19 protein-coding genes are annotated in these 25965 nt (G+C 68.9%); 13 read left to right on the forward strand and 6 right to left on the reverse strand.

What is annotated here, in order from left to right; genetic code table 11:
• Nucleotides 1-11: 11 nt before the first annotated feature.
• The 4 genes from A7W11_RS10275 to A7W11_RS10290 are packed head-to-tail and all read left to right on the forward strand — an operon-like array spanning nt 12 to nt 7636.
• Nucleotides 12-1295 (forward strand): DotU family type VI secretion system protein, encoded by a 1284-nt coding sequence (locus A7W11_RS10275; protein WP_066411192.1) that lies wholly within the window; start codon nt 12-14, stop codon nt 1293-1295.
• Nucleotides 1292-4900 (forward strand): type VI secretion system membrane subunit TssM, encoded by a 3609-nt coding sequence (gene tssM / locus A7W11_RS10280; protein ID WP_066411195.1) that lies wholly within the window; start codon nt 1292-1294, stop codon nt 4898-4900. Before A7W11_RS10275 ends, tssM begins: the two co-directional genes overlap by 4 nt.
• Before the next feature lie 14 nt (nt 4901-4914).
• The gene (gene tagF, locus A7W11_RS10285; RefSeq protein ID WP_066411197.1) at nt 4915-5658 is read left to right on the forward strand and encodes a type VI secretion system-associated protein TagF; all 744 of its coding nucleotides are present in this window, start codon (nt 4915-4917) and stop codon (nt 5656-5658) included.
• A gap of 22 nt (nt 5659-5680) precedes the next feature.
• Nucleotides 5681-7636: a protein kinase family protein gene (locus tag A7W11_RS10290; RefSeq protein WP_066411199.1), complete on the forward strand. Its 1956-nt coding sequence runs from the start codon at nt 5681-5683 to the stop codon at nt 7634-7636.
• Between the two features lie 156 nt (nt 7637-7792).
• On the opposite strand, the gene A7W11_RS10295 is transcribed toward A7W11_RS10290, so the two are convergent.
• The 3 genes from A7W11_RS10295 to A7W11_RS10305 all read right to left on the reverse strand — a co-directional run bounded on the left by A7W11_RS10295 (nt 7793) and on the right by A7W11_RS10305 (nt 9967).
• On the reverse strand, nt 7793-8656 hold the full coding sequence (locus A7W11_RS10295; protein ID WP_066411215.1) for a Kiwa anti-phage protein KwaB-like domain-containing protein: 864 nt from the start codon (nt 8654-8656) through the stop codon (nt 7793-7795).
• Nucleotides 8653-9192: a hypothetical protein gene (locus A7W11_RS28270; protein WP_066411227.1), complete on the reverse strand. Its 540-nt coding sequence runs from the start codon at nt 9190-9192 to the stop codon at nt 8653-8655. The genes A7W11_RS10295 and A7W11_RS28270 overlap by 4 nt, the downstream gene beginning before the upstream one ends.
• Before the next feature lie 181 nt (nt 9193-9373).
• Nucleotides 9374-9967, reverse strand: a complete 594-nt coding sequence (locus A7W11_RS10305; protein ID WP_412778716.1) for a helix-turn-helix domain-containing protein — start codon at nt 9965-9967, stop codon at nt 9374-9376.
• Between the two features lie 288 nt (nt 9968-10255).
• Between A7W11_RS10305 and A7W11_RS10310 the strand changes: the two genes are divergently transcribed.
• The 3 genes from A7W11_RS10310 (at nt 10256) to A7W11_RS10320 (ending at nt 12541) form a co-directional block, all read left to right on the forward strand.
• Nucleotides 10256-10819, forward strand: coding sequence for an META domain-containing protein (locus A7W11_RS10310; RefSeq protein ID WP_066411229.1), 564 nt, complete (start codon nt 10256-10258; stop codon nt 10817-10819).
• A 142-nt stretch (nt 10820-10961) separates the two neighbouring features.
• A complete protein-coding gene (locus A7W11_RS10315) occupies nt 10962-11747 on the forward strand; it encodes an META and DUF4377 domain-containing protein (RefSeq protein WP_066411231.1) in 786 nt (261 codons plus the stop codon).
• Between the two features lie 29 nt (nt 11748-11776).
• Nucleotides 11777-12541 (forward strand): sulfurtransferase, encoded by a 765-nt coding sequence (locus tag A7W11_RS10320; protein WP_082887244.1) that lies wholly within the window; start codon nt 11777-11779, stop codon nt 12539-12541.
• Between the two features lie 158 nt (nt 12542-12699).
• Here the strand turns inward: A7W11_RS10320 and metG are convergent, their stop codons facing one another.
• Nucleotides 12700-14793 (reverse strand): methionine--tRNA ligase, encoded by a 2094-nt coding sequence (metG, locus tag A7W11_RS10325; protein ID WP_066411247.1) that lies wholly within the window; start codon nt 14791-14793, stop codon nt 12700-12702.
• Nucleotides 14794-14985: 192 nt separating this feature from the next.
• A complete protein-coding gene (locus tag A7W11_RS10330) occupies nt 14986-15261 on the reverse strand; it encodes a hypothetical protein (protein WP_066411251.1) in 276 nt (91 codons plus the stop codon).
• 102 nt (nt 15262-15363) lie between these two features.
• Between A7W11_RS10330 and apbC the strand changes: the two genes are divergently transcribed.
• The 4 genes from apbC to dcd are packed head-to-tail and all read left to right on the forward strand — an operon-like array spanning nt 15364 to nt 22850.
• Nucleotides 15364-16452 carry an iron-sulfur cluster carrier protein ApbC gene (gene apbC, locus A7W11_RS10335; protein WP_066411253.1) on the forward strand — a complete coding sequence of 363 codons (1089 nt, stop codon included), beginning with the start codon at nt 15364-15366 and terminating at the stop codon, nt 16450-16452.
• 3 nt (nt 16453-16455) lie between these two features.
• A complete protein-coding gene (locus tag A7W11_RS10340) occupies nt 16456-18345 on the forward strand; it encodes an autotransporter assembly complex protein TamA (RefSeq protein WP_066411256.1) in 1890 nt (629 codons plus the stop codon).
• A 59-nt stretch (nt 18346-18404) separates the two neighbouring features.
• Entirely contained in the window at nt 18405-22226 is a 3822-nt protein-coding gene (locus A7W11_RS10345) for a translocation/assembly module TamB domain-containing protein (protein ID WP_066413836.1), read from the forward strand.
• A gap of 60 nt (nt 22227-22286) precedes the next feature.
• A complete protein-coding gene (gene dcd / locus A7W11_RS10350; RefSeq protein ID WP_066411258.1) occupies nt 22287-22850 on the forward strand; it encodes a dCTP deaminase in 564 nt (187 codons plus the stop codon).
• Nucleotides 22851-22860: 10 nt separating this feature from the next.
• Here dcd and A7W11_RS10355 read toward each other — a convergent pair whose 3' ends face one another.
• Entirely contained in the window at nt 22861-23796 is a 936-nt protein-coding gene (locus A7W11_RS10355; protein ID WP_066411261.1) for a LysR family transcriptional regulator, read from the reverse strand.
• 150 nt (nt 23797-23946) lie between these two features.
• On the opposite strand from A7W11_RS10355, the gene A7W11_RS10360 reads away from it, so the two are divergent.
• Both A7W11_RS10360 and A7W11_RS10365 read left to right on the forward strand, forming a co-directional pair.
• On the forward strand, nt 23947-24885 hold the full coding sequence (locus tag A7W11_RS10360) for a dihydrodipicolinate synthase family protein (RefSeq protein ID WP_066411265.1): 939 nt from the start codon (nt 23947-23949) through the stop codon (nt 24883-24885).
• A 109-nt stretch (nt 24886-24994) separates the two neighbouring features.
• On the forward strand, nt 24995-25957 hold the full coding sequence (locus A7W11_RS10365; protein WP_066411269.1) for a Bug family tripartite tricarboxylate transporter substrate binding protein: 963 nt from the start codon (nt 24995-24997) through the stop codon (nt 25955-25957).
• Nucleotides 25958-25965 lie beyond the last annotated feature (8 nt).

Raw genomic sequence — 25965 nt, forward strand, 5'->3', positions numbered from 1 at the left:
AGATTCCACGCATGCATGCATCCGATCCTCCCTTTCCCGGCCTGCTGGACGAAGGCGCCGCGCCTGGCGGCGCGGCCAGCCGGCTGCGTCCGCACGAGTACGTCATCAGCGGATCGAATCCGCTGGTGGCGGCGGCCAATCCGCTGCTGGACCTGATTCCGCAGATCCGCGCAACCAGTTCGCACCCATCGCCCGCGATGCTGCGCGAGCATCTGGTCGACGAGGTGCGCCAGTTCGAACTGCGCGCGCAGCAGGCCGGCATTCCGAACGAGACCATCCTGGGCGCGCGTTATTGCCTGTGCACGGCGCTGGACGAAGCCGCCGCGCTGACGCCCTGGGGCGGCGGCGGGGTGTGGTCCGCGCACAGCCTGCTGGTCACGTTCCACAATGAGACCTGGGGCGGCGAGAAGTTCTTCCAGCTGCTGGCCAAGCTGTCGCAGAATCCGGGCCATCACCTGGACCTGCTCGAACTGCTTTATTACTGCCTGCTGCTGGGCTTCGAGGGCCGGTATCGCGTGGTGGACAACGGCCGCACGCAGCTCGAAACGCTGCGCCAGCGGCTCTTGCGCATCCTGCGCAGCGCGCGCGGCGAGTACGCCCGCGCGCTGTCGCCGCATTGGCGTGACGCGCCGGCGCAGGAAGCGCTGCGCCGCCTGCCGGTGCCGCTGTGGGTGTTCGGCGCGCTGGCCGCGGTGCTGGCCTTGCTGGTGTTCTGGGGCCTGAACTGGAGCCTGGGCGGCCGCTCCGACGTGGTGTTTGCCGCCATCGGGCAGTTGAAGCCGCCCACCATGCAGATCGCGCCGCCGGCCGTGCGCCGCCCGGCGCCGTCGCCGCGCCTGGCCGTGTTCCTCGAACCCGAGATCCGCGAGCAACTGGTGGCCGTGCGCGACGAGGTCGACCGCAGCGTGATCGTGCTGCGCGGCGACGGCCTGTTCGAGTCGGGCGCCGCCGTGGTGCGCGACCGCTACGTGCCCGTGCTGTCGCGCGTGGCCGACGCGTTGCGCCAGACCCAGGGCAACATCCTGATTCGTGGCTACAGCGACAACGTGCCCATCCGCACCGCGCGCTATCCGTCGAACTGGCACCTTTCGCAGGCGCGTGCGGACGTGGTCAAGGACATCCTGGAAGAACGCCTGGACCAGCCAGGACGCGTGCGTGCCGAGGGCCGCGGCGATGCCGACCCCATCGCGCCCAACGATACGCCGGCCGGCCGTTCGGCCAACCGCCGCGTGGAGATCACGCTGATGGTGCCGCCCGTGTCGCCCGAAGCAACGCCGGAAGGAGCCCGACAATGATGTATCGCATCTTCGGCTGGCTCTTCAGCCGTGGCTTGTGGAATTTCTTCGGCATCGTGGCGCTGGCGCTGCTGGTGTGGATCGCCGGCCCGCTGTTGGCCATCGGCGCGCAGCGTCCGTTGGAAAGCGAGACGGCCCGCATCATCGTCATTGCCATCCTCTTCTCGATCTGGCTGCTGCGCCTGGTGTGGCGCAAATGGCGTGAAGGCCGGTTGAACGCACAGCTGCTCGGTCAGTTGCGCCGCCCCAAGAAGAAAGACGAGACCGAGGCGGAGGCCCCGCAATCCGATATCCGAGAGCTGGAAAGCCGCTTCGACGAAGCCGTCGAACTGCTGCGCAAGACCCGTTTCGAAGGCCATAAGCGCCGCTTCTCCTTCGACCGCTATTCGCGCCAGTATCTGTACCAGTTGCCCTGGTACGTGATCATCGGCGCGCCGGGCTCGGGCAAGACCACGGCGCTGGTCAACTCCGGCCTGAACTTCCCGCTGGCCGACCGCTTCGGCAAGGCCGCGCTGCGCGGCGTGGGCGGCACGCGCAACTGCGACTGGTGGTTCACCGACGACGCGGTGCTGCTGGACACGGCCGGCCGCTACACCACCCACGAAAGCGATCCCACTGGCGACGAGGAAGAGTGGAAGGGCTTCCTGGGCCTCTTGTCGCGCTTCCGCGGGCGCCAGCCCATCAACGGCGCGATGCTGACCATCAGCATCGAAGACCTGTTGGCCGCGTCCGAGGCCGAGCGCGCCCAGCATGCCGCGGTGCTGCGCCGCCGCCTGCAGGAACTGCGCGAGCAACTGGGCATCAACTTCCCGGTGTACGTGCTGGTCACCAAGGTCGACCTGCTGCAGGGCTTCGAGCAGTACTTCGCGTCGTTCAGCCGCGAAGACCTGGAGCAGGTGTGGGGCTTCACGCTGCCCTACGCCCGCAGCCAGGAGCAGGATTTCGACCTGTACGAGGCCTTCCACGCCGAGTACCGCCTGCTGCAGCGCCGCCTGGACGACGCGTTGCCGGAAGTGCTGGCCGCCGAGACGGAAGAGTCGCGCCGCGCGCTGGCCTATCTGCTGCCGCAACAGTTCGCAGGCCTGCAATCGGTGCTGGGCCACTTCCTGAGCGACGTGTTCGCCACCTCGCGCTTCGAGGCGCGCCTGATGCCGCGTGGGGTGTATTTCACCAGCGGCACGCAGGGCGGAGAGACCTTCGACCAGGTCACGGGCCACCTGAAGCGCTATCTGCGTATCGAGGGTGGGCTGGCGACCACGACGCCGGACTCCGAAGAAGGCCGCAGCTTCTTCCTGAAGGATCTGCTGCAGAACGTGATCTTCCGCGAGGCCGGCCTGGCGGGCCGCAACCTGCGCTGGGAGCGCCGCTACCGCCGCCTGCACTGGGCGGGCTACGCGGCCATCGCGATCGCCTTCGTGGCGCTGACGGCGGGATGGCTGATCAGTTACGGCAACAACTCGCGCTACCTGGACGAGGTGGATCGCCGCGTGCCCACGGTGGAGAAGCTGGGCCGCGAGATCAAGATCACCAAGGCGGGCGACGTGCTGGGGCTGATGCCGTTCCTGGACAGCCTGTGGTATCTGCCGCGCCATGCCAACTTCGAGATCGATTCGCCTCCCTGGAGCTATCGCTTCGGGCTGTACCAGGGCGAGAAGATGAACTCGGCGGTGCAGGGCGTGTACCGCGATGCGCTGGACACCGTGCTGCTGCCGCAGGTGGCGCGCCGCATCGAGGCCGCGCTGCGCTCGGCCAAGGCGGACGACCTGGAATACAGCTACGAGGCGCTGCGCGCCTATCTGATGCTGTACGAGGCCGACCACTACGACGCCGAGTTCATGCATGCCTGGCTGCTGTCCGACATGCAGAACACGCTGCCCGAGGGCTACACGCGCCGCCAGTACGACCTGCTGTCCCTGCATCTGCGCAACCTGGTGCAGGGCCGCGTGCTGGCCTCGCCGTTCCCGCGTGACGAGGAACTGGTCAAGCAGGCGCGCGAGAAGCTGGCGCGCTATACGCTGGCGCAGCGCGCCTACAGCCGCCTGCGCCGCATGCTGGCCGGCGGTGAAAGCGCGCCCGACACCACGGCGGTCACGCTGGGCGGCCCGCAGGCCAACGCGGTGTTCGCGCGCAAGAGCGGCAAGCCGCTGAACCAGGGCATTGCGTCGCTGTTCACTTATCGGGGCTACTGGGAAGTGTTCAACCCGCGCGTGACGCGCGTGGCGGAACTGCTGCGCCGCGATGATGCCTGGGTGCTGGACATCCCGCCGCCGGGCCTGCTGGACCAGGCCTCTCAGCAGCAATTGATCGTCGACATCAAGCGCCTGTACCTGAACGACTACGTGGCGCAGTGGGATGGCTATCTGAACGACCTGACGCTGGCGCCGCGCACGTCGCTGATGCAGAGCATCCAGGTGGCCCGCACGCTGTCCGCACCGGATTCGCCGCTGGTGCAGCTGGTGAACAGCGTGGCGCGCGAGACCACGCTGCTGCGCGACACCAACAACGAGCGCACGCTGGCCGATGCGGCGCGCGAGCGGGTCAGCAGCACGCGCGATGCGCTGGAGCAGATGTTCGGCCCCACGGGCCCCAACGCCGCCACGCGCGCCGACGCCACCGAGGGCAAGCTGGAACGCATCGTGGACGAGCACTTCGAGCCGTGGCGCCGCCTGGCGCGCAGCGAAGGGCAGGGCCAGCAGGCGCCGATCGCGGCCACGACCAGCCTGTTGAACGAGCTGTACACCTACCTGACCGCCGCCGACGCCGCCCTGCGCAGCGCCAGCCCGGCGCCCGCTTCCGACGTGGTCACCAAGATGCGCGCCGAAGCCGGCCGCATGCCTGGCCCGCTGCGCGGCGTGCTGGACGACCTGTCGACGGGCGCGTCCAACGAGGTCTCGGGCGTGACGCGCGAACGCCTCGGCGAAAACTCCTACGCGACGATCGGCCTGTTCTGCCGGCAAGCCATCGCGGGCCGTTATCCCTTCTCGCCGAATTCGGACAAGGACGTGGCGCCCAACGACATGGCGCGCCTGTTCGCGCCCAACGGCATGATGGACGAGTTCTTCCAGAAGAACCTGATCAGCGAGATCGACGTGTCCGGTTCGCGCTGGCGCTTCAAGCCGGGCATCGACGGCACGCCCGGCAAGAACTCGGCGCTGCTGGACTCGTTCCAGCGCGGCGCGGCCATCCGCGACGCGTACTTCATGGCGGGCAGCCCCACGCCGTCCTACCGGGTCTCGATCCGTCCGATCGAGATGGATCCCGCCATTACCCAATTCCTGATGGACATCGACGGCCAGACCGTGCGCTACACCCATGGCCCGCAAGTGGCCACCACGGTGCAGTGGCCCGGCCCGCGCGGCACCAATCAGGTTCGTATCGAACTGGCGCCGCAAGTCGGCACCGCGGGGCTGGTCAGCAGCGGCCCCTGGGCGCTGAACCGGATGCTGGACAAGGCAACCCTGCAGCGCGGCCCTTCACAGGAGATCACCATGGCCACTTTCAACATCGGAGGGCGCAAGATCGTCCTGGAAATCCGCGCCGGCAGCGTGAAGAGCCCGTTCCACCTTCCCGAGATGCAGGGGTTCTCGTGCCCCGGACGCTCGTGACGGGGGCCCGGACCATGCGCAGCAACGCGGAAAACGGAGACAGCGTAGGCTGGTACGGCAAGATGCCGGCGGCGGGTGATTTCGTGCACCGGCGCCTGCCGCGCGGCCTGATCGCGTGGTGGGACAAGTGGCTGCAGTACGGCCTGGCGGCCTTGCGCAATTCCATCGACGACGGCGCCGAACGTGCCTATCTGACGGCGCCCATCTGGAACTTCGCGATTCCCGCAGGACCGTCGGGTGCCGGCACCGTCCTGCTCGGCAGCATCGCACCCAGCCGCGACCGCGTGGGCCGTGCGTATCCGCTGTGCGCGATATATGCGGTGCAGGCGGATGCCTTCCAGCAGGCCCATCTCGCGCAGGCCGGCGATTTCTACCGCCAGCTGGGCAGCGGCCTGATGAGCGCCACGCGCAACGGCTGCAGCGCCGATCACCTGGACCGTACCCTGCTCGGCGTGGAGATTCCCGCTCGCCTGCCCGATGCCGCACCCGTCACCGCCGCGTCGTCGGCCGCCAGCGACATCCTGGACATCCTGAACGCCGGCATGCCCGCGGCCGCATCGGCGGCGCCCGCCCAGGATACGCGCGCGCTGGCCGCCTGGCCCGATCTGCCTGCCTGCTTCAACCCCAGCTCGCACACCAGCTACTGGTGGACCAACCAGACCGATGGCGCGGCCCTGCAGACCTACGTGCATGGCGGCGCCTTGAATGCCACCCTGTTCCTGCGGCTGTTCTCGTCGCCATCGACGTGGCGCCTGTGAGGTCACTCTGCCCGGAGCCCTTATGAATCAATCCCAAGCCGGCGCCACTGGGCGCGACTTCGACGCGGCGCGCGGCGCGCCGCAACCCCTGAGCAGCCTGCCCGAGTTCACGCACGGCGGGACGCCGGCCGATCGCATCGGCCGCGTGCTGGCCGACCTGATCGCTGAACTGTCGCCGCTGCATGCCGGCTGGCGCGTGCACGGCGGCGTCGCGCTGGGCACGGTGGGCGTGGATCACGATGGCCGCGCGCATCTGCTGACCGGTCCCGCCTCGCCCACGGCCAATGCGGAATCCGCGGCGCGCGCGCCGGGCTACGCCGCCTTCGAACAGTACACCGACGATCCGCAGAATCCCTGCGGGCCCTGGACCGACGTGTATGCGTTGAGCGCGCTGGGCTACGCATTGGCGACCGGCGAGCCGCCGCCGCCGGCCTTGCAGCGCTGTGTGCGCGATGACTACGTGCCGCTGGTGCAGCGTATGCAGGATCCCGCCGCGGCGGGTTTCGCGCAGGCGATCGATGCCGGCCTGGCCTTGGATCATCGTGTCCGGCCGGGAACGCTGGATCAACTGCTGCAACGCCTGGGCGCGCGGGCGACGCCGGTCGCGCCCGTTGCGCCGTTGCCCGCCGGGGCCGCCGCATCGGCGGCTTCGCCCGGGACGCCGCCGCCGATGACCGCGCCAGTTGCCCCCACGGCGCCGACGCCGGTTGCACCTGTGCCTTCGCCTTTTGCCTCTGCCCCGGAACCGGCGCCTGCCGTTCCGACGCCGATTGCCGCGCCGGTCCCGGCGCCGGCTCCTCTGCCGATGGCGCCCGCCGCGCCGCCGCTGGCCGACCGCATTCCGCCTGCTCCCGTGCAGTCTGCTTCTTCGCCAGCCGCCGTTGCGCCCGAACCCGCGCCGCGCGCCATGCCGGATCCTTTCCCGGAGCCGATTCCCGAGCAGTTCCCCGAACCCATTCCGGAACCGATTCCCGAACCCGCGCCCGTGCCGGTTCCGCCCGTCGCTGCTGAATCGCCCGGACACCGTGCGCAGGCGGACGAAGACCGCGGCGCCGCAGACGCTGCGCCGCCCAAGCCGGCGCAGCAGGCCACAAAGCCGCCGTCCCGCGTCTCCTGGGTGATGGTGCTGGTGGTGCTGGTCGTCATCGGTTGCGCCGTGTTCTTCTGGATGCGCATGCAGGGCAGCGATGCGCCGCTGACGGCGGGCAACGGGCCCTCATCCGCGCCCACGCCGGCCAATCCGCCGCGTTCGCTGACCGACACCCCCCCACCGCCGGAACCGCCTCAGCCGCGTGTGTCGCAGCCTTCCTCCGGCGCGGCGCCGCAGGCCGGCGCACCGGGCACAGCCTCTCCGTCGGCCGGTAATCCGCCGCCCACGGGGGGCGCCGCCGCCGATCCGTATGCCGGCAACGGTTCCAGCCTGCCCCAGGGCAACGGTCAGGTTCCGCCGCCGTCCTCCACGGCGACGCCGGGTGCGACGGGCGGCGTGCCGCCGATGACGGCGCAGCCTGGCACGCCGGGCAACGGCGCCAGTTCGGGCGTGACGCCGGGCGCCGCCCAGCCGCCCACGCCGGGCGCGTCCGTGGCCGACGGCGCGCTGTCCTCGCCCAATGCCACCACGGCCCAGCCGGGCGCGGTGGGCGGGGTGCCGGGCACGGTGCAGCCCAGCACCGGCACGGCCACCGGCAGCGCGACCGATCCCTCGGGCGCGGCCACGGCGACGACCGATGCCCTGGCCGCCGCGGCGGCAGAAACGCCGCCCAAGCCGACCACGGGCACCGTCAACCTGAACATCTCGCCGTGGGGCGAGGTGCTGGTGGATGGGCGTTCGCGGGGCGTCAGCCCGCCGCTGCGTTCGCTGACGCTGCCGGCCGGCAAGCACACCATCACGGTGCGCAACCCGGCGGCGTCCGACTATCAGGTATCGATCGATCTGAGCGAAGGCCGCAGCGCCTCGGTGTCGCACAAGTTCGAGTGAGGGCGGCGCGGCGGATGCATGGCGCGTCCGCCGGCTTTTTCATTTCACGATGACTCCCGCACCGCATGTCGCCGGCTGCGCCATTCCCCGCCGGAATGCCATGCCAATGGCTCACTTTGCCGCGAAAGCGTCGATCCCGGTAAGCCGGGCAGAGAGCTAATCCGCCACGCGCTTGGAGTTCGACACATAGCGCGTGCGGCTGATGGGCGATTCGTAGTAGTCCTCGTCCAGAAATCGCAACAGCCGGCGCAATGCCGTCTTGTTCTCCGGCAGCACGATGCGCTGCCGCGCATCCATCTCGACAGGAACGCCGAATTCCTGCGCCGCCGCCGCGATCTGCTGCGTGCTGAAGTTTTCCAGCACACCGGATTGCAGGATCAACGCGATCTTCTTGCGCACCAGCGAGCCGGCCCCTTCCTGGAAGGTGCCCGCATCCTCGACCGCGATCTTGGCGTGCGTGGCGAAACGCTGCACGTCCTCGTTGGTGGCCTCGTTGTACTGCTCGCTGAGGTCGAACACCTGCCGCAGGAAATGGAAGCTCTGGAAGCGCAGCGTGTCGCCGTCCAGCACGGCCAGCAGCTTGGTGTCCAGCGTCAGCCCGGCCTGCTCCATCTTGCGGAACGTATTGCCGGAATAGAAGATGGCCAGGCCGCGGCTGGCGATCAGCCTGCGCCGCTCGAAGCGCTGGATCAGCACGCGCTCGGCCCCGCGTTTGCCCAGCCCGGTGAACACCGCGCGCACGCTGTCCAGGCCATGCCGGTCCGGATCGTAGGCCTCCACCGACACCGGGTTGGCGACGGCGTCGCGCAGCGCACCGGCCTCGTGAAAGCCCCCGATGGCCAGCAGTTCGCCTTCATCCGGCGTATAGCGGCCATCGAAGGCAATGGTGTCGACGATGCCGGCCTCGAAGGCTTCCAGTTGCTCAGCGAACAGATCATGGATCTCCTTTTGCAGGGCGGCCGTCAGCACCAGGCGCACGATGCGGGATTCGGGCAGAGAGGTCAGAGCGAAAAGGCTCATGCTGAGGCTCCGGAAGGGCGGCGGGCTTCGAGGACGCCGTATTCGCCGATCTGGACGACGTGGCCGATGGACTTGAGGTTGGTGATCTCGCGGCGGGTGATCAGCAGGTAGGTGATGCCGCCCTGCGCCTCGGCCTCGTAGAAATGGAAACCCAGCAGGCCGAGCACGGGATTGACCTGCAGCGTGTGCGTGCTCCATAGCACGAACACCAGCAGCAGCATGGCGAACAGCCAGCCGTCCAGGCTGGGCGCGGAAACCGGGTTGCGGAAAATCAGCGGCAGGGCATAGGCGATGAAGAAGGCCAGCACTTCCTTGTCGGCGCTCTTGGCCTTGACGATGGCGATGGGCAGCGGTTCCAGCCGCCTGCTGGCCTGCACGATGATGATCCATGCCAGCCCGCCCAGCGCCAGGCAGCCGGCAAGCGCCAGCGCGGCCCACAGGAACTGCTGCTGCCGGGCGTAAAGATACGCCAGGGGAATGGACAGCGGCGCGACGGCGGTCAGCGCCAGCAGGATGCGGACGAGCCTACCCAGCATGGGCTTGTCCGGGGAGCGGAGGGAAAGCGCGCGGCATGGGGCGTCCAGGTGAATGGGGACCCCGCAATGCTACCGCGCCGCGGTTGCCGCGTAATGTCGCAAGCGTGGGGATGCCGCGTCTTCAATCCCGCAGCAGGGCCGCCACAGCGGGAAAGCCGCCGCCTTCAGGCGATGGGCACTTTCAGGCGTTCAAGCGCTCGTGCGCCTGATGCATCAGCGATTCCAGCGCGCTCATGGGCACGGGCTTGGACAGGGACGACACGCCCTGGGGCAGGCCGCCACGGTCGCGGATGTCCTCGGGCGTCAGCGCCGAGACGACGTAAAGCTCGGCGTCGCGCGATTCGGGGGCTTCCCTCAGCGCGCGGATCATGCGGAAACCATCCAGGCCGGGAAGGTTCAGGTCCGCGATGATGACGTGCGGGCGGAACTGGCCGATGCGCATCAGGCCGCTGAAGCCGTCGCCCGCCATTTTCAGTTCCAGCGGGAAGGGCAGGCTGGTCAGCGTCAGTTCATACAGGGTCTGCAGGTGCACATCGTCCTCGACCACCACCACGCGCAGCGGGCCGCCGTCGCCGGGGGCGGGCCGGCCGGCTTCTTCGGCGCGGCGGCGCAGCAGCTCGTCCACCGAGGCGCGCGCGATGCGCCGGTGTCCGCCTTCCGTCTTCCAGGCCTGCAGCAGACCGGCCTCGACCCATAGCTGGACCGTGCGTACAGATACGCCGATCAACGCCGCGGCGGCTTTGGTAGTCAGGAATTCCGGTTCGTTCACGGACATGTTCCGCTTTGTTGGGGGACGGCGCGCGTCGGAAAAGACAAGCCGGCCTCTTCCAACGCGGAAGACTTCGCTTTTCTGTTGCGGACAGGATATGCACATCTTATCTTTTCTTCGCCTTTTGCAGAATTTATTCGAAAATATGAAACAACACCTAGGCAGAGTGTCGCGCGCTGTCCCTTGCGCGTATCCGAGAGCGCAGGGGGCACGGATACATCCGGTCTCGCCGCGACAAAGCCTGGTAATGCCCCGGGGTTTACAGTGAAGCCTGCTGTCGCAACAGGAGCCTTGATGACCATCGCCATGTACACCCGCGCCGCCGTGCCCGCGCTGCTGGCTGTCGGGGCCGCCGTCCTGCTGGCCGCCTGCGCGGGCAAACCGGCCGCCGTGCCCGCCGAGCCGCCGGTGCAGGCCCGTGCCCAGGGGCCCGGCGCCGCCAATGCCGCCACCAGCGCCGATTCGCTGGCCCAGACGTCCTGGGAGCTGGTGCGCTGGGCGCGGCCCGACGGCCAGGCGCGCGCCATCCCGCCGCGCAGCGCCTCTGGCGAACCCGTGCATCTCACCTTCCTGGCGCAGGGGCGCCAGTACCGCGTGGTGGGCTTCTCGGGCTGCAACCGCTACAGCGGCGCCTATCTGCTGCAGGGCGGCACGCTGACCATCCAGACGCCGGGCTCCACGCGCATGGCCTGCCCGCAGCCGGAGCTGGCCGCGTTTGAAACCGCTTATCTGCAGGCGCTGCCGCAGGTCAAGACCTTCACGCTGGACAGTGGCGGCGCGCCGCGCCGCCTGGCCTTCAACCTGCAAAGCGGCGAGGTGCTCGATTTCGTGCGCCGCGCCGATCCGCCCACGCCATAAGGGGCGGTCTCGCCACGTTGCGGATTCGGCCTCGGGGCGTCGCGCGCCAGGCCGGGCCACGCCGTGGCCCTTGCGCCTGCCGGCCTACAATGCAGGCTGCGCCGGCCGCCGCCTGGCCGGCGCAAGGTTTTTGGAGACCGTCATGCGTCCAACCCCGATCCGCCTGTTGCCGCTCGTCCTGCCCCTTGCCCTGGCCGCCTGCGCCTCGCCGCCGCAGGCTGGCCGCGCCGGCACATATGCCCCGGGCAGCCAGTCCGACGTGCTGGTCCAGACCACCTGGGAACTGGCTCGGTGGACGCGGCCCGGCGCGCCGCTGCGTCCCGTGCCTCATGCCGGTTCCAGCCAGCAGCCCATCACGATCAGCTTCACCCGCGAACAGGGCCAGCCGCGCCTGTCGGGGTTCTCCGGCTGCAACACCTACGCCGGCCAGTATGTGATGGCCAACGGCCTGCTGGTGGTGCCCCATGCGCCCGTCAGCACGCGCATGGCCTGCGCCGACGCCGAGCGCGCACGTCTCGAACAGGATTATCTGGCCGCGCTGACCCGCATCACGTCCAGCCGGCTGGACAGCGACGTGCAGCCCAAGCGCCTGACGCTGGTGCTGGACACCGGCGAGGTGCTGGATTTCGGGCGCCGCACCGATCCCGTCACGGGCACCCAGGCGGGGCCGTCCAAGCTGGTCTACGTGGCGCCGCAGCGCGTGCCGTGCACCAGCGGCGTGATGAAGACCACGTGCTACCAGGTGCGCGATACTCCCTCGCAGCCTTGGCAACTGTGGCATGGCGAGATCCTGGGCTTCGATTTCCAGCCCGGCGTGCAATACCGCCTGCGTGTGGTCGAGGTGCGCGATCCCAATCCGGCGGCCGATGCCGCGGGCCTGCGCTGGGTGCTGGACGCGGTGGTGGAACAGCGGGTGCTGGGCGGTTGAGGCAGGCGGCAGGGATGCAGGCAATGAACATGCAAGAAGAAAAAGGCCGCGTTGCCAACATCGCGGCGTACAAGTTCGTCACGCTGGACGCGTTGCCGGCGTTGCGCGAGCAGATGCTGGCCCGTACGGGCGCCGCCGGGCTCAAGGGCACCGTGCTGCTGACGCCGGAGGGCATCAACCTGTTCCTGGCGGGATCGGACGAGGGCATCCAGAGCTTCCTGGCCTGGCTGCGCGCGGACGCGCGCTTCGCCGACCTCGACGTGAAGTTCAGTTGGTCCGACGACGTGCCGTTCGGCAAGATGCTGGTGAAGATCAAGCGCGAGATCATCCGCATGGATCACCCCGCCATCCGCCCCGAGGCCGGCCGCGCGCCCAGCGTGGACGGGCCGACGCTGGCCCGGTGGCTGGCGCAGGGCCACGACGACGCGGGCCGCGAATTACTGCTGCTGGATACGCGCAATGCGTTCGAGGTGGACGTGGGCACGTTCGAGGGCGCCGTGGATTGGCGCATCGACCGCTTCACGCAGTTTCCCGCGGCGGTGCAGGCGCACCTGGACGACTTGCGCGACAAGACCGTGGTCAGCTTCTGCACGGGCGGCATCCGCTGCGAGAAGGCTGCCATCTACATGGCCGAGGCCGGCGTGCCGCACGTCCTGCAACTGGAGGGCGGCATCCTGAAGTACTTCGAGGAAACGGGCGGCGTGGGTTTCAAGGGCCACTGCTTCGTGTTCGACGAACGCGTGGCGCTGGATCCGGCGCTGGCGCCGCAGGCACAGGAAGCGCAGCAGGCGTAGGCGTGCGCGGTGCTTCGGCGCATCGCCGTGGTTCAGTGGCAGGGCGCGCGGCTCGATGCGCCGCAGGCAAAAATAAACCGCTCGATGAGCGGTTTATTTTTGGGATCATTCGTCAGATGGCAGCCCGGCAAGGCAGGGTTGCCGCCGTTGCCGCACGTTCAGCGCACGCGCATGCCGGGCTGCGCGCCGGGGAAGGGCTCCAGCACGTAGATGCCGGGGTTGGCCTTCTCGTCGGCGTGGCTGCCCGCCAGCACCATGCCTTCGGACACGCCGAACTTCATCTTGCGCGGCGCCAGGTTGGCCACCATCACGGTCAGCTTGCCGATCAGGTCGGCGGGCTGGTAGGCCGACTTGATGCCCGAGAACACGTTGCGGTGACGGCCTTCGCCCACGTCCAGCGTCAGGCGCAGCAGCTTGGTCGAGCCCTCGACTTCCTCGCAGTTCACGATCCTGGCGATGCGCAGGTCGACCTTGGCGAAGTCGTCGATGGTGATGGTGTCGGCCAGCGGCTCGCCGCCCGGCATCGTGGCGGGTTCGGCGGGGGCTTCGGGCGCAGCGGCCTCGGCGGGCGATTCGAACAGGGCGTCCAGCAGCTTGGGATCGACACGCTGCATCAGGTGCTGGAACGGCGCCACGCGTTGCGGCAGCTGGCCGGCATCGGCCCAGGTGAAGCTGTCCGATCCACCGAACAGTTCGCGCGAGACGCGGTCGGACAGGGCCGGCAGCACCGGCGCCAGCATGACCGACAGGGCCTTGAAACCTGCCAGCGCGCGCGAGCAGATGTCCTGCAGCGCCAGCTTGCGGGCGTCGTCGGCGTTCGCCCAATCCTTGGCCAGCACCCACGGCTGGGCGCTGTCGAACGCCTGGTTGATGCGGTCGGCGTGCGCCATGATCTCGCGGATGGCGCGGTTGTATTCGCGGGCCTCGAAGGCGGCGCGGATGGATTCGGCCTGCGCCGCGAACTCGGCCGACAGCGCGGCGGTGTCGCCGGCATAGGCCAGCACGCCATCGAAGTGCTTGGTGATGAAGTTCGCGGCACGGCTGGCGATGTTGACGTACTTGCCCACCAGGTCGCTGTTGACGCGCGCCACGAAGTCTTCGGGATTGAAGTCCATGTCCTCGACGCGGGCGTTCAGCTTGGCGGCCATGTAATAGCGCAGCCATTCGGCGTTCATGCCCAGTTCCAGGTAGCGCAGCGGCGAGATGCCGGTGCCGCGGCTCTTGGACATCTTCTCGCCGCTGACGGTGATGAAGCCGTGCACGTTGATCGCGTCCGGCGTCTTGCGGCCGGCGAACTTCAGCATGGCGGGCCAGAACAGCGCGTGGAAGTAGATGATGTCCTTGCCGATGAAGTGCACCTGTTCGGTGGGGCCGGCCGGATCGAGCAGCGCGTCGAAATCCAGGCCCTTGGCCTGGCAGTACGACTGCAGCGAGGCCAGGTAGCCCACCGGGGCGTCCAGCCACACGTAGAAATACTTGCCCGGCGCGTCGGGGATCTCGATGCCGAAGTACGGCGCATCGCGCGAGATGTCCCAGTCGCCCAGCTTGGCCTCGCCGTCGTCGGCGCCCAGCCACTCGCGCGTCTTGGCCAGCATCTCGGCCTGCAGGTGCGGCGTGCCGGCGGCGTTGCCGCCCGCCGTCCATTCGCGCAGGAATTCGACGCAGCGCGGATCGGACAGCTTGAAGAAGAAGTGGTCGGAGGACTTCACCACCGGCGTGGCGCCGGTCAGCGCCGAATACGGGTTGATGAGGTCGGTGGGCGCGTAGGCGGCGCCGCAGACTTCGCACGAATCGCCGTACTGGTCCTTGGCGTGGCACTTGGGGCACTCGCCCTTGATGTAGCGGTCGGCCAGGAACATGCCCTTGACCGGGTCGTAGAACTGCTCGATGGTGCGCGTCTCGATGAACCCCTGGTCGCGCAGCGCGATGTAGATGCCCTGCGACAGTGCGACGTTTTCGGGCGTGTCGGTCGAGTGCCAGTGGTCGAAGCGGACGTGGAAGCCGTTCAGATAGGTGGGCCGCTCGGCGGCGTAGCGCGCCACCAGTTGCTGCGGCGTGATGCCTTCCTTTTCGGCCTTCAGCATGATCGGCGCGCCGTGCGCGTCGTCGGCACCCACGAAATGCACCGTGTGGCCCGCCATTCGCATCGCCCGCACCCAGATGTCGGCCTGGATGTATTCCATGATGTGGCCGATGTGGAATGAACCGTTGGCGTAGGGCAGGGCGGTGGTGACGAAAAGCGTGCGTGACATGGCGGGTCGGCGTGGTCGGAGAGTCCGGGGCCGGCTATTTTAGGTCTTTCCCGGCGCGAGCACCCGTGACCGGCCGCGCGGGCATCGGCCAGCCAGGGAGAAACGCCACGCGGATGCGTGGCGCGATCCACCCGCAGGCGGCAGGTTCACGCTGCCGCGGGCAATGGGTGGGGCGGCCCGGGGGCCGTGCCGTCAGCGGATTTCGCGGGCTTCGACGTCGATGATCTCGCCGCCGGCCGGCTGCGCGAAGGGCGCGGGGCCGCCGGGGAAAGGACCGGGCCGGGTAGCGCGGCGCTGGCTCCAGTAGGCACGTGCGCCGAAGGGCTTGCCACGCACCTTGGCCACGATGTAGAGGATGCCCACCGCGATGGCGGTGGAGATCATGAATACCAGCGCCATTGCCATGCCGATGAGGCCAATGACGGCGAAAAAGACGGCGCGCACGAAGCGGGAGAGGGTGTCGTTCATGTAGATAGGATGTAAAACACAGCGGAAGGTTCCCGCATATCCGCTATCCTTGAGGGTCAACGGCGGGGCGGATTCCTGCGCTGCCCATGGAACCCTAGTCTTATGAGTATAGCGACGATAGAGCAGATACGTGGCGCGTTGCGCGCCGCGCACGATCCGGTTACCGGCCAGGACCTCGGCACTTTTGTAAAAGATCGTGACATCCGCCTGGAAAACGGCGTCGCCGTGAAAATCGAGCTGGGCTACCCCGCCGGCCCCGTCGCGGCGGAATTGCGCCAGATCGCGCAGGCCGCGCTGGCCCAGGCCGGTTTTGCGCAGGCGCAGGTCGAAGTCACCTGGAATATCGCTACCCATGCCGTGCAGAAGGGCCTCAAGCCGCTGCCGGGCGTGCGCAACATCATTGCCGTCGCCTCGGGCAAGGGCGGCGTGGGCAAGAGCACCACCGCCGTCAACCTGGCGCTGGCCCTGGCCGCGGACGGCGCGCGCGTGGGCGTGCTCGACGCCGACATCTATGGTCCCAGCGTGCCCACCATGCTGGGCATCAAGGGCCGTCCCGAAAGTCCCGACAACAAGTCGATGAATCCGCTGCACGGCCACGGCCTGCAGGCCAATTCCATCGGCTTTCTCATCGATGCCGACTCGCCGGCCATCTGGCGCGGCCCGATGGTCACGCAGGCGCTGGAGCAACTGCTGCGGCAGACCAACTGGGACAACCTGGACTATCTCATCATCGACATGCCCCCGGGCACCGGGGACATCGCCCTGACGCTGTCGCAGAAGGTGCCGGTGGTGGGCGCGGTCATCGTCACCACGCCGCAGGACATCGCGCTGCTGGATGCCCGCAAGGGCCTGCGCATGTTCCAGAAGGTCGAGGTGCCGGTGCTGGGGGTGGTCGAGAACATGGCCATGCACGTGTGCTCGCAGTGCGGTCATACCGAACACATCTTCGGCGAGGGCGGCGGACGCCGCATGGCCGATCAGTACGAGGTGCCGTGGCTGGGCAGCCTGCCGCTGACGCTCGGCATCCGTGAGCAGACCGACGCGGGCAACCCCACCGTGGCGGCCGATCCAACCAGCGAAGCGGCGGGCCTGTACCGCGGCATCGCGCGCAAACTGGCTGCCGGCGTGGCCGCGTTGCCGCGCGACATGGCGGGCAAATTCCCCTCCATCGTCGTGCAGCAGCCTTCCTGAAGCATGCGCGAGGCAGTACGCTCGCTTGCTTTCGGGGTGTTGGCGCTGGCCGCGGGCGCTGCGCGCGCGGCGGTGCCCGAGGTGGTCATCGATCCGGGCGGCGTGCCGCCCGCGGCGCTGCAAAGCATCACCTCCGCGGTCGACGCCATCAAGCGCCTGGCCGCCGACCAGGACGGCGGCGAAGCCAGCCGGTTGCGCCGCCGCGCGCGCGACGCCACGCTGGCCGCGCTGGCCACGCAGGGCTATTTCACGCCCAAGGTTACGCTGGCGCCCGGCACCGACGTGGCGGGCGACACGTGGGACATCGTCATTGAACCCGGTCCACGCGCGCAGATCGATTCCGTCGACCTGCAGTTCACCGGCCGCGTCACGCGTCCCGAATACGCCGAGCGCGTCGAGGGCTGGCGCAAGGGCTGGACGCTGCAGCAGGGCACGCCCTTCGTCAATGCCGATTGGAACAAGGCCAAGTCCGACCTGCTGCAGTCGGTGCAGGATCGCGATTTCCTGCTGGCGCGCCTGTCGGGCTCGTCCGCCGAGGTCGATGCCGAGACGGCGCGCGTGCATCTGAGGGTGTCCATCGACAGCGGGCCGCTGGTGCGGATGGGCGCGCTGAAGGTCGAGGGCCTGGAGCGCGTGCCGGAACGGCTGATCGGCCGTTATGTCGATTACTCGCAAGGGCAGCCGTACCGCCAGGAACAACTGGACCAGTGGCAGCAGGAGCTGCAATCCACCGCATTCTTCCGCGGCGCCTTCGTGTCGCTCGATACCGTGGCGCTGGACGCCACGCCCGAGGAGTTGCGCCGTCCCGCCGACACCAAGGCGGGCGCCGCGGCGCCTGCGGGCGATCCGGCGGTGGCGGGCGGGCCCAAGCCGCTTTCGCAGGGCGGCACGCGTCCGGATTCCGATGGCGAGATCACGCTGCCCGTGCAGGTGCGCGTGGTCGAATCGCCGGCCAAGCGCGCGGCCGCGTCCATCGGTGTGGACGACGAGGCGGGTGTGCGCGTGGAAGGCACCTACCGGCAGAACGTGGTGTTCGGCCAGCCGCTGACCATGGAGACCGGGGCCAGCGTGGACCGCTTGCGCCAGCGCGCCTACGCGGATTTCCTCTTGCCGCCGGATTCGCGCGGCCGCAAGGATTCCGTCGGGGTGCTGGCCGACCGCTCCGACATCGAAGGCCTGCAGGTGACGCGTTTCGCGTTGGGGGCCACGCGCCTGCAGGAGCGCAAGGGCGCTGGCGACAGCCGCGTCGAATACGAGACGCGCTGGGGCGCCCTGCTGGCGCAGGATCACGTGAAGATCGACGGCGGCGACACCTATGACCTGCCCACCGGCACGCTCACGGCGGAATGGCTGCGGCGCGACGTGGACAGCAAATACGACCCGCGCGAGGGCAACCTGATCGCGGTGGGCGGCGGCGTGGGCGTGGTGCTCAATTCCGGCGAGCCCTATACCCGGCTGCGGTTGCGTGGCCAGAAGTGGTGGCCGATGGGCAAGCGCGACGTGCTGACGTTGCGCGGCGAGGTCGGCAAGATCTGGTCCAACGCGGACGTGCGCGTGCCGGACGACTTCGGTTTCCGCGCGGGCGGCGCGCGGTCCATTCGGGGGTATCGCTATCAGAGCATCGGCGAGCGCCGTGACGGCGCCATCGTCGGCGCCGCGACGCTGGCTGTGGCCAGCATCGAATACGACCATTATTTCGACGAGCGCTTCGGCATCGGCTTCTTCGTCGACGCGGGCGATGCCGCCCAGTCGTTCGGCGACATGGACGTTGCGTTGGGCTACGGCGTGGGCGCGCGCGTGCGCACGCCGGCCGGACCGTTGTTCCTGGACGTGGCTTACGGCCAGCGGGAACGCGATCTGCGCCTGCATTTCTCTCTTGGGATCGCGTTTTGAAACGGCGGCTGTACGCACTGCTGCGCTTCTGCCTCGTGTGGCTGCTGCCGAGCACGTTGATGTTGCTGGTGGTGGCGCTGGGCTTTTCGCTATGGCTGCTGGGCACGCCCAGCGGCACGCGTCTGCTGTTGTCCACCGCCGTAGAGCAACTGGACGGCAAGGCCGAGGGGATCGAGGGCAGCCTGCTGGACGATCTGCGCATCGCGCATCTGCACGTCGCCCTGCCGGGTACCGACATCGAGTTGAACACCCTGCGGCTGGACGTGGACTGGCGCGCGTTGTGGCAACGCAAGCTGCACGTGCGCGAGCTGTCGGCTTCCGCCGCGCGCGTGGCGCTGGCGACGCAGCCGGCGGCGGACGAACCGCCCGGCCAACCCTTCACCGAATTGGTGCTGCCTGGCGAGGTCGTGGTCGACCGCCTGGCGGTGGGCGTCTTTTCGCTGACGCAGGACGGCCAGCCGCTGCCGGTGTCGCTGGGCAATCTGGACGCCAGCCTGGACGGCGGCGTCGACGGCGCCCGCGTGCGGATCGCCCGCCTGCGCGTGGGGCACGAACTGGCTGACGCCGACGTGCGCGGCACGGCGACGCTGACGAAGCTGGCGGCGCCGTGGCCGTTCGATGCGCAGTTGGAGGTGCAGGCCTTTGGCGCGGGACCGGACTCCCCCCTTTGCGTCGACGAGATGTGGGCCCGGGGCGGCATGGCGGGCGCGCCCGAGGCGCAGGCGCCGAAGCCGGCCGCCGTGAAAGGCAAGGGCGGCAAGTCTGGCGCGCAGACATCGAAATCAACGGCGAAAAACGCACCGGGGCCTGCCGAGCCCGCTTTGCCGCAGCCGGGGCAAGCCGGTGCACGCCGTACCGGCGCGTCCGGCGAGGCGGCTTCCGGGACGGACGCGGCCGGACTGACGCGCGCCACGTTGCACCCGTTGATCCGGCCGCCCTACACCGCCTGCCCTGTGCAGTTGCGGGCAGAAGCCAATGGCTCGCTGGACGAGATCCATGCCGTGCTGCAAGCCCAGGGCGGCCGCCTGACGCTGCTTGCCCAGGCGCTGCTGGCGCCGTCGGAGGCCTTGCCGGTGCGCAATGCCACCCTCGACATCCAACGCGACGGCAAGCCCGCGCTGGCGGCCACGCTGGATCGCCAGCCCGTCGGGAGCCAGCCCGGCGTGCAGCGCCTGTTGGCCAGCCTGCGGGCCGAGCGGTTCGACCTGGGCGGTCTGCTCGGGCCGGGCATGCCGGGGGCGCTGCTGACCGCGCGCGCATCGGTCGATGCCGAAGTGGCCGACATGAAGATCCTGCGCCGCGCCGACGTCGAACTGAATATCGAGGAAGGCAGCCGCTGGAATGGCCAGCCCCTGTCGGGCAAGGCCAGCGGACATCTGGCGATCGACGCGCAGGCGCAGCAGGCCCTGGCGGCGCAGGTCGCGCAGGCGACAGGGAGTACCGCGCACGCGTCTTCGGACGCGAACAGGCAGGCTGCCGAGCCACTGGCGGCTTCGCCCGCCGCCGAACAGCCCGCCGCACAACCCCCCCGCCTTCCCGCCGGCTGGCGTATCGACGGCGTGGACGTCGACCTGCGCCTGGGACCCAACCGCGTGCAGGCCAAGGGCAGCATGGGCGCCGAGAACGGCAATCTGACGCTGGAGGCCGCCGCGCCGCGCCTGGACGCCTTCTGGCCCGGCGTGCCGGGCGGCGCCAAGCTGCGGGCCAAAGTGGACGGCACCGTCGCGCGCCATCACGCCACGCTGGAAGCCGCCTACACGCCAGCGAACAGCCGGGCCGGGCAACTGGGCCGGGCGCCCGCGCAGGCCAGTCTGGCGCTGGACGGCGGCTGGGGCACGGGGCAAACGGCTTCGGGCCAGAACGCTTCCACCGCCGCTCTCATCGGTTACCGCGGCACGCTGGCGCGCCTGGATGCCTCCAGCGCGGGCTTTGCCGCCGCCATCGAAAAGCCCTTGACGCTGGCCTATCTGCCCGGCGCCGCCGCGCCGGCCTGGCAAACCCAGGTGGGCGCCACGGCGCTGGCGCTTACGTTTCCGGACAAGCAACGCATCGTGCTGGCGCATGGCGGCTCGCGCGTGGGTGCCGGCCGCTGGGAGACGGCTGGCCAGGCCGACAACCTGGTCATCAATGCCGACATGGTCAGGCAACTGCGTCGCGCGCTCGATCCGGCTTCGCTCGAAGCCGACGCCCAGCGCGAAGCCAATCGCGTGAACGCCGCCGTGAAAGGTCCGCGCCGCATCGCGCTGGACGTCGCCTGGGACCTGCGTTTCGCGGGGGCGCTGGGCGGCAAGGTGCATGTCTCGCGCCGCGACGGCGATCTGCGCATTCCCGGCGATCCGCCGATTCCGCTGGGCCTGCGCCAGCTGGTGCTGGACCTGACCGCCACGCCGACCAGCGGCGGCGCCAGCCGCCTGGCGGCCACGCTGGACGTGCGCACCGAGAAAATGGGCACGATCCGTGGCCAGGCCAATGCCATGCTGGCCGGCCTGGGCCTGGACGAGCGTCAGCCGATCCGCGCCAACCTGGACGCCGACATCGACGACCTGGCCTGGGTGGGCCTGTTTACAGGCGATGCGCTGGAGGTCGGCGGCGAAGTCGACGCCCGCCTGCAGGCCCAGGGCACGCTGGCCGGCGGCTGGACCGCCAGCGGCACCGTGCGCGGCCAGAAGCTGCGCGTGGTGCGGGTGGACGACGGCGTGCGGCTGATCGATGGTACGCTGGACGCGCGCCTGGACGGCGACCGTTTCATCCTGAACTCGCTGCGCTTTCCCGCCGCGCTGCGTGTGATGCCGGCCGAGTGGCGCACGCGCGAATGGGTGTCCACCAACGAAGACGCCAAGAATGGCTACATCGACGCCAGCGGCCAGTGGCTGCTGAGCCAGTCGCAGGGCAAGGTCGACGTCAAAGTGCATCGCTTCCCGGTGCTGCAGCGCTCCGACCGCTACGGCATGGTGTCGGGCACGGTGACGCTGGACGCCGCGCTGCCGCGCCTGACGCTGACCGGCGACCTGACGGCCGACGCCGGCTGGGTCAGCCTGGAGATCCTGCAGGGCGTGCCCACGCTGGACGACGACGTACGCGTCGTGCGGGCGGGGGAAGAAAAGCAGGCGGCCAGCAGCCCGATGCAGATCGGCATGGACGTGAAGTTCGACATGGGGCCGCGCTTCTACATCACCGGCATGGGCCTGGACGCAGGCCTGCTGGGCAGTATCCGCATCCAGATGAACGACGGCCGCCTCACCGGCATGGGCGCGCTGCGCACGCGCGGTGGCGGGATCGAGGCCTACGGGCAGAAGCTGCGCCTGAGCCGCGGCGTGCTGACTTTCCAGGGCCGGCTGGAAAACCCGCTGCTGGATATCGAGGCCCTGCGCACCGGCGAGCAGGTCGAGGCGGGCGTGAAGGTCTCGGGCACGGCGCAGCGGCCGCGCATCGATCTGGTGTCCTATCCCGACGTCAGCGACGTCGAGAAACTGTCGTGGCTGGTGCTGGGCCGCGGGCCCGACGAGGGCGGCAACGACACGGCCTTGCTGCTGTCGGTCGGCACCGCGCTGCTGGGCGGCGGCGAGCCGTTCTACAAGCAGTTCGGGCTGGACGACGTCAGTGTGCGCACCGGTTCGCTGGGCAGCTCGGGCAGCCTGCTGCCCGACCGCACGGTGGCGGGCGACGTCAACCGGGACAGCGACAGCGAATTGGCTACCCAGTTCATCGTGGGCAGCAAGCGCTTCTCCAATGGCATCACGCTCAGTGTCGAGCAGGCGCTGGCAGGCAGCGAGACCGTCGGCCGGGTCAGTTACCGGCTGGCGCGCGGGCTGTCGCTGGACCTCAAGGGCGGCGGCGTGAACGGGCTGGCGCTGGTGTACCGGGTATTGTGGGACGATTGAGTCCAGGGGCGATTTCCGGCGAACGGATAAAATACGCCCCATTCATTCGGGATTTTCACCATGAGCATCAAAAGCGACCGCTGGATCCGCCGCGCCTCCGAGGCTGGCATGATCGAACCCTTCGAGGCTGGCCAGGTCCGCATGGCCAACGGCGAGCGCATCGTCAGCTACGGCACCAGCAGCTACGGCTACGACGTGCGTTGCGCCGACGAATTCAAGATCTTCACCAACATCAACTCCACCATCGTCGACCCCAAGGCGTTCGACGAGAAGTCGTTCGTCGACTTCAAGGGCGATGTCTGCATCATCCCGCCGAACTCGTTCGCGCTGGCCCGCACGGTGGAGTACTTCCGCATTCCGCGCAGCGTGCTGACGATCTGCCTGGGCAAGAGTACCTACGCGCGCTGCGGCATCATCGTCAACGTGACACCGCTCGAACCCGAGTGGGAAGGGCACGTCACGCTGGAGTTCTCCAACACTACGCCGCTGCCCGCCAAGATCTATGCCGGCGAGGGCTGCGCCCAGATGCTGTTCCTGGAAAGCGACGAGGTCTGCGAGACTTCGTACCGCGACCGCGGCGGCAAGTACCAGGGCCAGCGCGGCGTCACGTTGCCGCGCACCTAGGCCGGCCGTTTCAGGCGGCGGGCGCCTTGCCTGCCGCCGCCACCGCTTCCCACAGCTTCTCTGCCACGGGCGCCAGCTCGCTGGGTTGCCGGTACAGGCAGATGTCCACCGGGATGTCCCATTGCGGGCCGCCTGCCCGGCACAGGCGCCCCTGCGCCAGATCCTCTTTCACCAGTTCACCCGGCAGCCATGCGATGCCGCGGCCTTGCAGCGCCATCGAGCGCAACAGGGCCGCGTGGTGCGCCACGAAGGTCTCGCGGAACCGGTCGGCGGTCTTGCCCGCCTGCTTCAGGTGATGATCGACGATGCGGCCCAGTCCCGACGCCGGCCCATACGACAGCAGCGGCACGGGGGCGTCGTGGTCCACCAGATGGCGCGCCGAGCCGTCAGTGGCGGGCGCGCCCACCGGCATCAGCACGTCGCCGTCGAGCCGCACCACGGGATAGGCCTGTTCGTCCATGCGGTTGGGCACGCCCGCATGGCGGTGGCACAGCAGGAACTGCACGCGGCGCTGGGCCATCAGGTCGGCGCACGACTGGAAGCTGTCGGACATGGTCTGGATGGGGCCGATGGCGAACAGGGCCTCCAGGCTGACCAGCCAGCGCGGAAAGAACGTCAATGACAGGAAATGCGTGGCGGCGAAGCGCAGGCTGGCTTCCGACTGCGCCTGGGCCGCGCGGGCCTTGATGCGGGCGGCCTCCAGGTCGGCCAGCACCTGCTGCAACAGGGGACGGAACTTGCGGCCGGCGGCGGTCAGTTCGGTGGGGTGGGCGCTGCGGTCGAACAGATCGACGCCGACCCATTCCTCCAGTGCCCGGATGTGCCGGCTGAAGGCCGGCTGGGCGATGGCCCGCGCCTCGGCGGCGCGCGAAAAACTGCCGGTCTCCGCCAAGGCGCAGAAATCCTCCAGCCATTCCATGTCCAAAGGACGGTTTCCGGGCCCCATGCTGTGCTCCGCTATGGAAATAGTTCTATGCGATTGCAGTATTGGACGGTCTTCCACGCCCTGCTCAATCATAGCTTCCAGATCACTGAGGTCCGTTCACGCAGATTTCCCTGCCGCGTGGCCAGGCCCTAACCACACTCGGAGACAAGCATGGCTTCCATCGCGAACTATCGCGGCATCATTCCCGCTATTTCGTGCCCCTTCACCCCGGATCACCGCATCGACGAACCCGCGTTGCGCAAGCTGGCCTCCTGGCTGGCGGGCCACGATGGCGTAGTGGCGGTGATGACCAACGGCCATACCGGCGAAGTGTTCTCGCTGACCCCGGCCGAACGCGCCCAGGTGACCCGCATCGTGGCCGACGAACTGCGGGGCCGCCTGCCGGTGATCTCGTCGCTGGTGTGCGAAGGCATTGCCGACGCCGCCGAGCAGGCCCGCATGGCCCGCGAGGCCGGCGCCGCCGCGCTGGACGTGATGCCGCCCCACCACTGGCTGCGCTTCGGTTTCACGTCGGGCCATGCCCTGCAGTACTTCGAGGCCATCCACCAGGCCGCGCCCGACCTGGACCTGGTCTGCCACGTGTATCCGGCCTGGACGCGCGCGGCGTACTCCTCGCCGTTGCTGGCCGACCTGGCGCGGTTGCCCTACGTGCAGGCCTTCAAGGTGGGCCAGCGCGACATGAACAAATATGCCCGCGACATCCAGGCGATGCGCGAGGCCAACCCCGAGAAGGCCATCCTGACCTGCCACGACGAATACCTGCTGGCCTCGATGGTGCAGGGCGTGGACGGCGCGCTGGTGGGCTTCGCGACGTTCATCCCGCAACTGATCATCGATCTGTGGGAAGCGGTCAAGGCGGGCGACCTGCGCCGCGCGCAGGCCGTGCAGGCCGTGATCACCCCGCTGAAGGACGCGGTGTACGGCGGCGGCGAACCCACTGGCGAGGCGCATGCCCGCATGAAGATGGGCATGTACCTGGCCGGCGTGCTGGACGACGCCACGGTGCGTCCGCCCACCGAGTCTCCCGATGACGAGGAAGTGCAGGCACTGCGTGCCGCATTGCGGCAGGCGGGCTTGCTCAAGCGTTGAGCAGCAGGCAATAAGCAGCACGGAGTAAAGCAGTACGAGTACGGCGAAAAGAGCGGCCGGCGTGGCGCCCCATGCCGTGCCGATCCAGAATAGATAACGGAGACAAATCATGCTGAAGAAATTGCTGTCGTACGCGCTGTGCGCATTGCCCCTGGTGGGGGCGGCCACCGTCCACGCGGCGGGTTATCCCGAACGCCCGATCCGGATGGTGATTCCCTTTCCGCCGGGCGGCACGCTGGACGCGCTGGGTCGCGACGTGGCCAAGCAGATCAGCGACCAGACCGGCCAGAACGTGGTGGTGGAGAACCGCGCGGGCGGCAACGGCACCATCGGCGCCGACGTGGTGGCGCGCTCGAAGGCCGACGGCTACACGCTGCTGTTCAGTGCCTCCACCTTCGTGACCGCGCCCATGACGATGACGTCGGTGCCGTTCAAGGTGGAGAAGGACTTCTTGCCGGTGGCCATGGCCGCCAAGGCGCCGCTGTCGGTGTCGGTGCGCAAAGAGCTGCCCGTGAAAAACCTGGCGGAGTTGCTGAAGTACGCCCGCGCCAATCCGGGCAAGCTGACGTTCGCCGTGGGTTCGATCGGCTCGGCCGGCTACCTGTCCACCGCGCTGCTCAAGCGCCAGGGCGGCATGGATTACATGGTGGTGCCGTACAAGGGCACGGCGCCGGCCTTCCAGGACCTGATCGGCGGCCGGATCGACGGTTTCATCGACCCCGTGCTGGGCGCGATGGAGTACTACCGCAGCGGCATGCTGCGCATCCTGGCGGTGACGTCCGACAAGCGCCTGGGCAGCCTGCCCGATGTGCCGACCGTCAGCGAGACGCTGCCGGGCTATCAGTACTACAGTTGGTACGGCCTGTGGGCGCCGGCCGGCACGCCGCCCGAGATCGTGCAGAAGCTGAACACCGAGGTGAACAAGGCGCTGGGCGGCGACATCCAGGCGAAGTACACCAGGCTGGGCCTGTTGATCACCCCGGGCAGCGTCGAGGATTTCGCGCGCTTCCAGCGCGAGGACATGGCCGCCGCCAAGCGCCTGATCGACGAAGAGGGCATCCGTGTCGAATGATGATTCAG

Source organism: Bordetella ansorpii (genome assembly GCF_900078315.1).
Classification (GTDB): Bacteria; Pseudomonadota; Gammaproteobacteria; order Burkholderiales; family Burkholderiaceae_B; genus Bordetella; species Bordetella ansorpii.

Coding starts and splice junctions, on each gene's coding strand:
- apbC (WP_066411253.1), top strand. CDS start 15,364: ATGAGTATAGCGACGATAGAGCAGATACGTGGCGCGTTGCGCGCCGCG.
- tagF (WP_066411197.1), top strand. CDS start 4,915: ATGCGCAGCAACGCGGAAAACGGAGACAGCGTAGGCTGGTACGGCAAG.
- metG (WP_066411247.1), bottom strand. CDS start 14,793: ATGTCACGCACGCTTTTCGTCACCACCGCCCTGCCCTACGCCAACGGT.
- A7W11_RS10320 (WP_082887244.1), top strand. CDS start 11,777: ATGCAAGAAGAAAAAGGCCGCGTTGCCAACATCGCGGCGTACAAGTTC.
- A7W11_RS10340 (WP_066411256.1), top strand. CDS start 16,456: ATGCGCGAGGCAGTACGCTCGCTTGCTTTCGGGGTGTTGGCGCTGGCC.
- A7W11_RS10315 (WP_066411231.1), top strand. CDS start 10,962: ATGCGTCCAACCCCGATCCGCCTGTTGCCGCTCGTCCTGCCCCTTGCC.
- A7W11_RS28270 (WP_066411227.1), bottom strand. CDS start 9,192: ATGCTGGGTAGGCTCGTCCGCATCCTGCTGGCGCTGACCGCCGTCGCG.
- dcd (WP_066411258.1), top strand. CDS start 22,287: ATGAGCATCAAAAGCGACCGCTGGATCCGCCGCGCCTCCGAGGCTGGC.
- A7W11_RS10365 (WP_066411269.1), top strand. CDS start 24,995: ATGCTGAAGAAATTGCTGTCGTACGCGCTGTGCGCATTGCCCCTGGTG.
- A7W11_RS10310 (WP_066411229.1), top strand. CDS start 10,256: ATGACCATCGCCATGTACACCCGCGCCGCCGTGCCCGCGCTGCTGGCT.
- tssM (WP_066411195.1), top strand. CDS start 1,292: ATGATGTATCGCATCTTCGGCTGGCTCTTCAGCCGTGGCTTGTGGAAT.
- A7W11_RS10345 (WP_066413836.1), top strand. CDS start 18,405: ATGTTGCTGGTGGTGGCGCTGGGCTTTTCGCTATGGCTGCTGGGCACG.
- A7W11_RS10360 (WP_066411265.1), top strand. CDS start 23,947: ATGGCTTCCATCGCGAACTATCGCGGCATCATTCCCGCTATTTCGTGC.
- A7W11_RS10290 (WP_066411199.1), top strand. CDS start 5,681: ATGAATCAATCCCAAGCCGGCGCCACTGGGCGCGACTTCGACGCGGCG.
- A7W11_RS10295 (WP_066411215.1), bottom strand. CDS start 8,656: ATGAGCCTTTTCGCTCTGACCTCTCTGCCCGAATCCCGCATCGTGCGC.
- A7W11_RS10355 (WP_066411261.1), bottom strand. CDS start 23,796: ATGGGGCCCGGAAACCGTCCTTTGGACATGGAATGGCTGGAGGATTTC.
- A7W11_RS10330 (WP_066411251.1), bottom strand. CDS start 15,261: ATGAACGACACCCTCTCCCGCTTCGTGCGCGCCGTCTTTTTCGCCGTC.
- A7W11_RS10275 (WP_066411192.1), top strand. CDS start 12: ATGCATGCATCCGATCCTCCCTTTCCCGGCCTGCTGGACGAAGGCGCC.
- A7W11_RS10305 (WP_412778716.1), bottom strand. CDS start 9,967: ATGTCCGTGAACGAACCGGAATTCCTGACTACCAAAGCCGCCGCGGCG.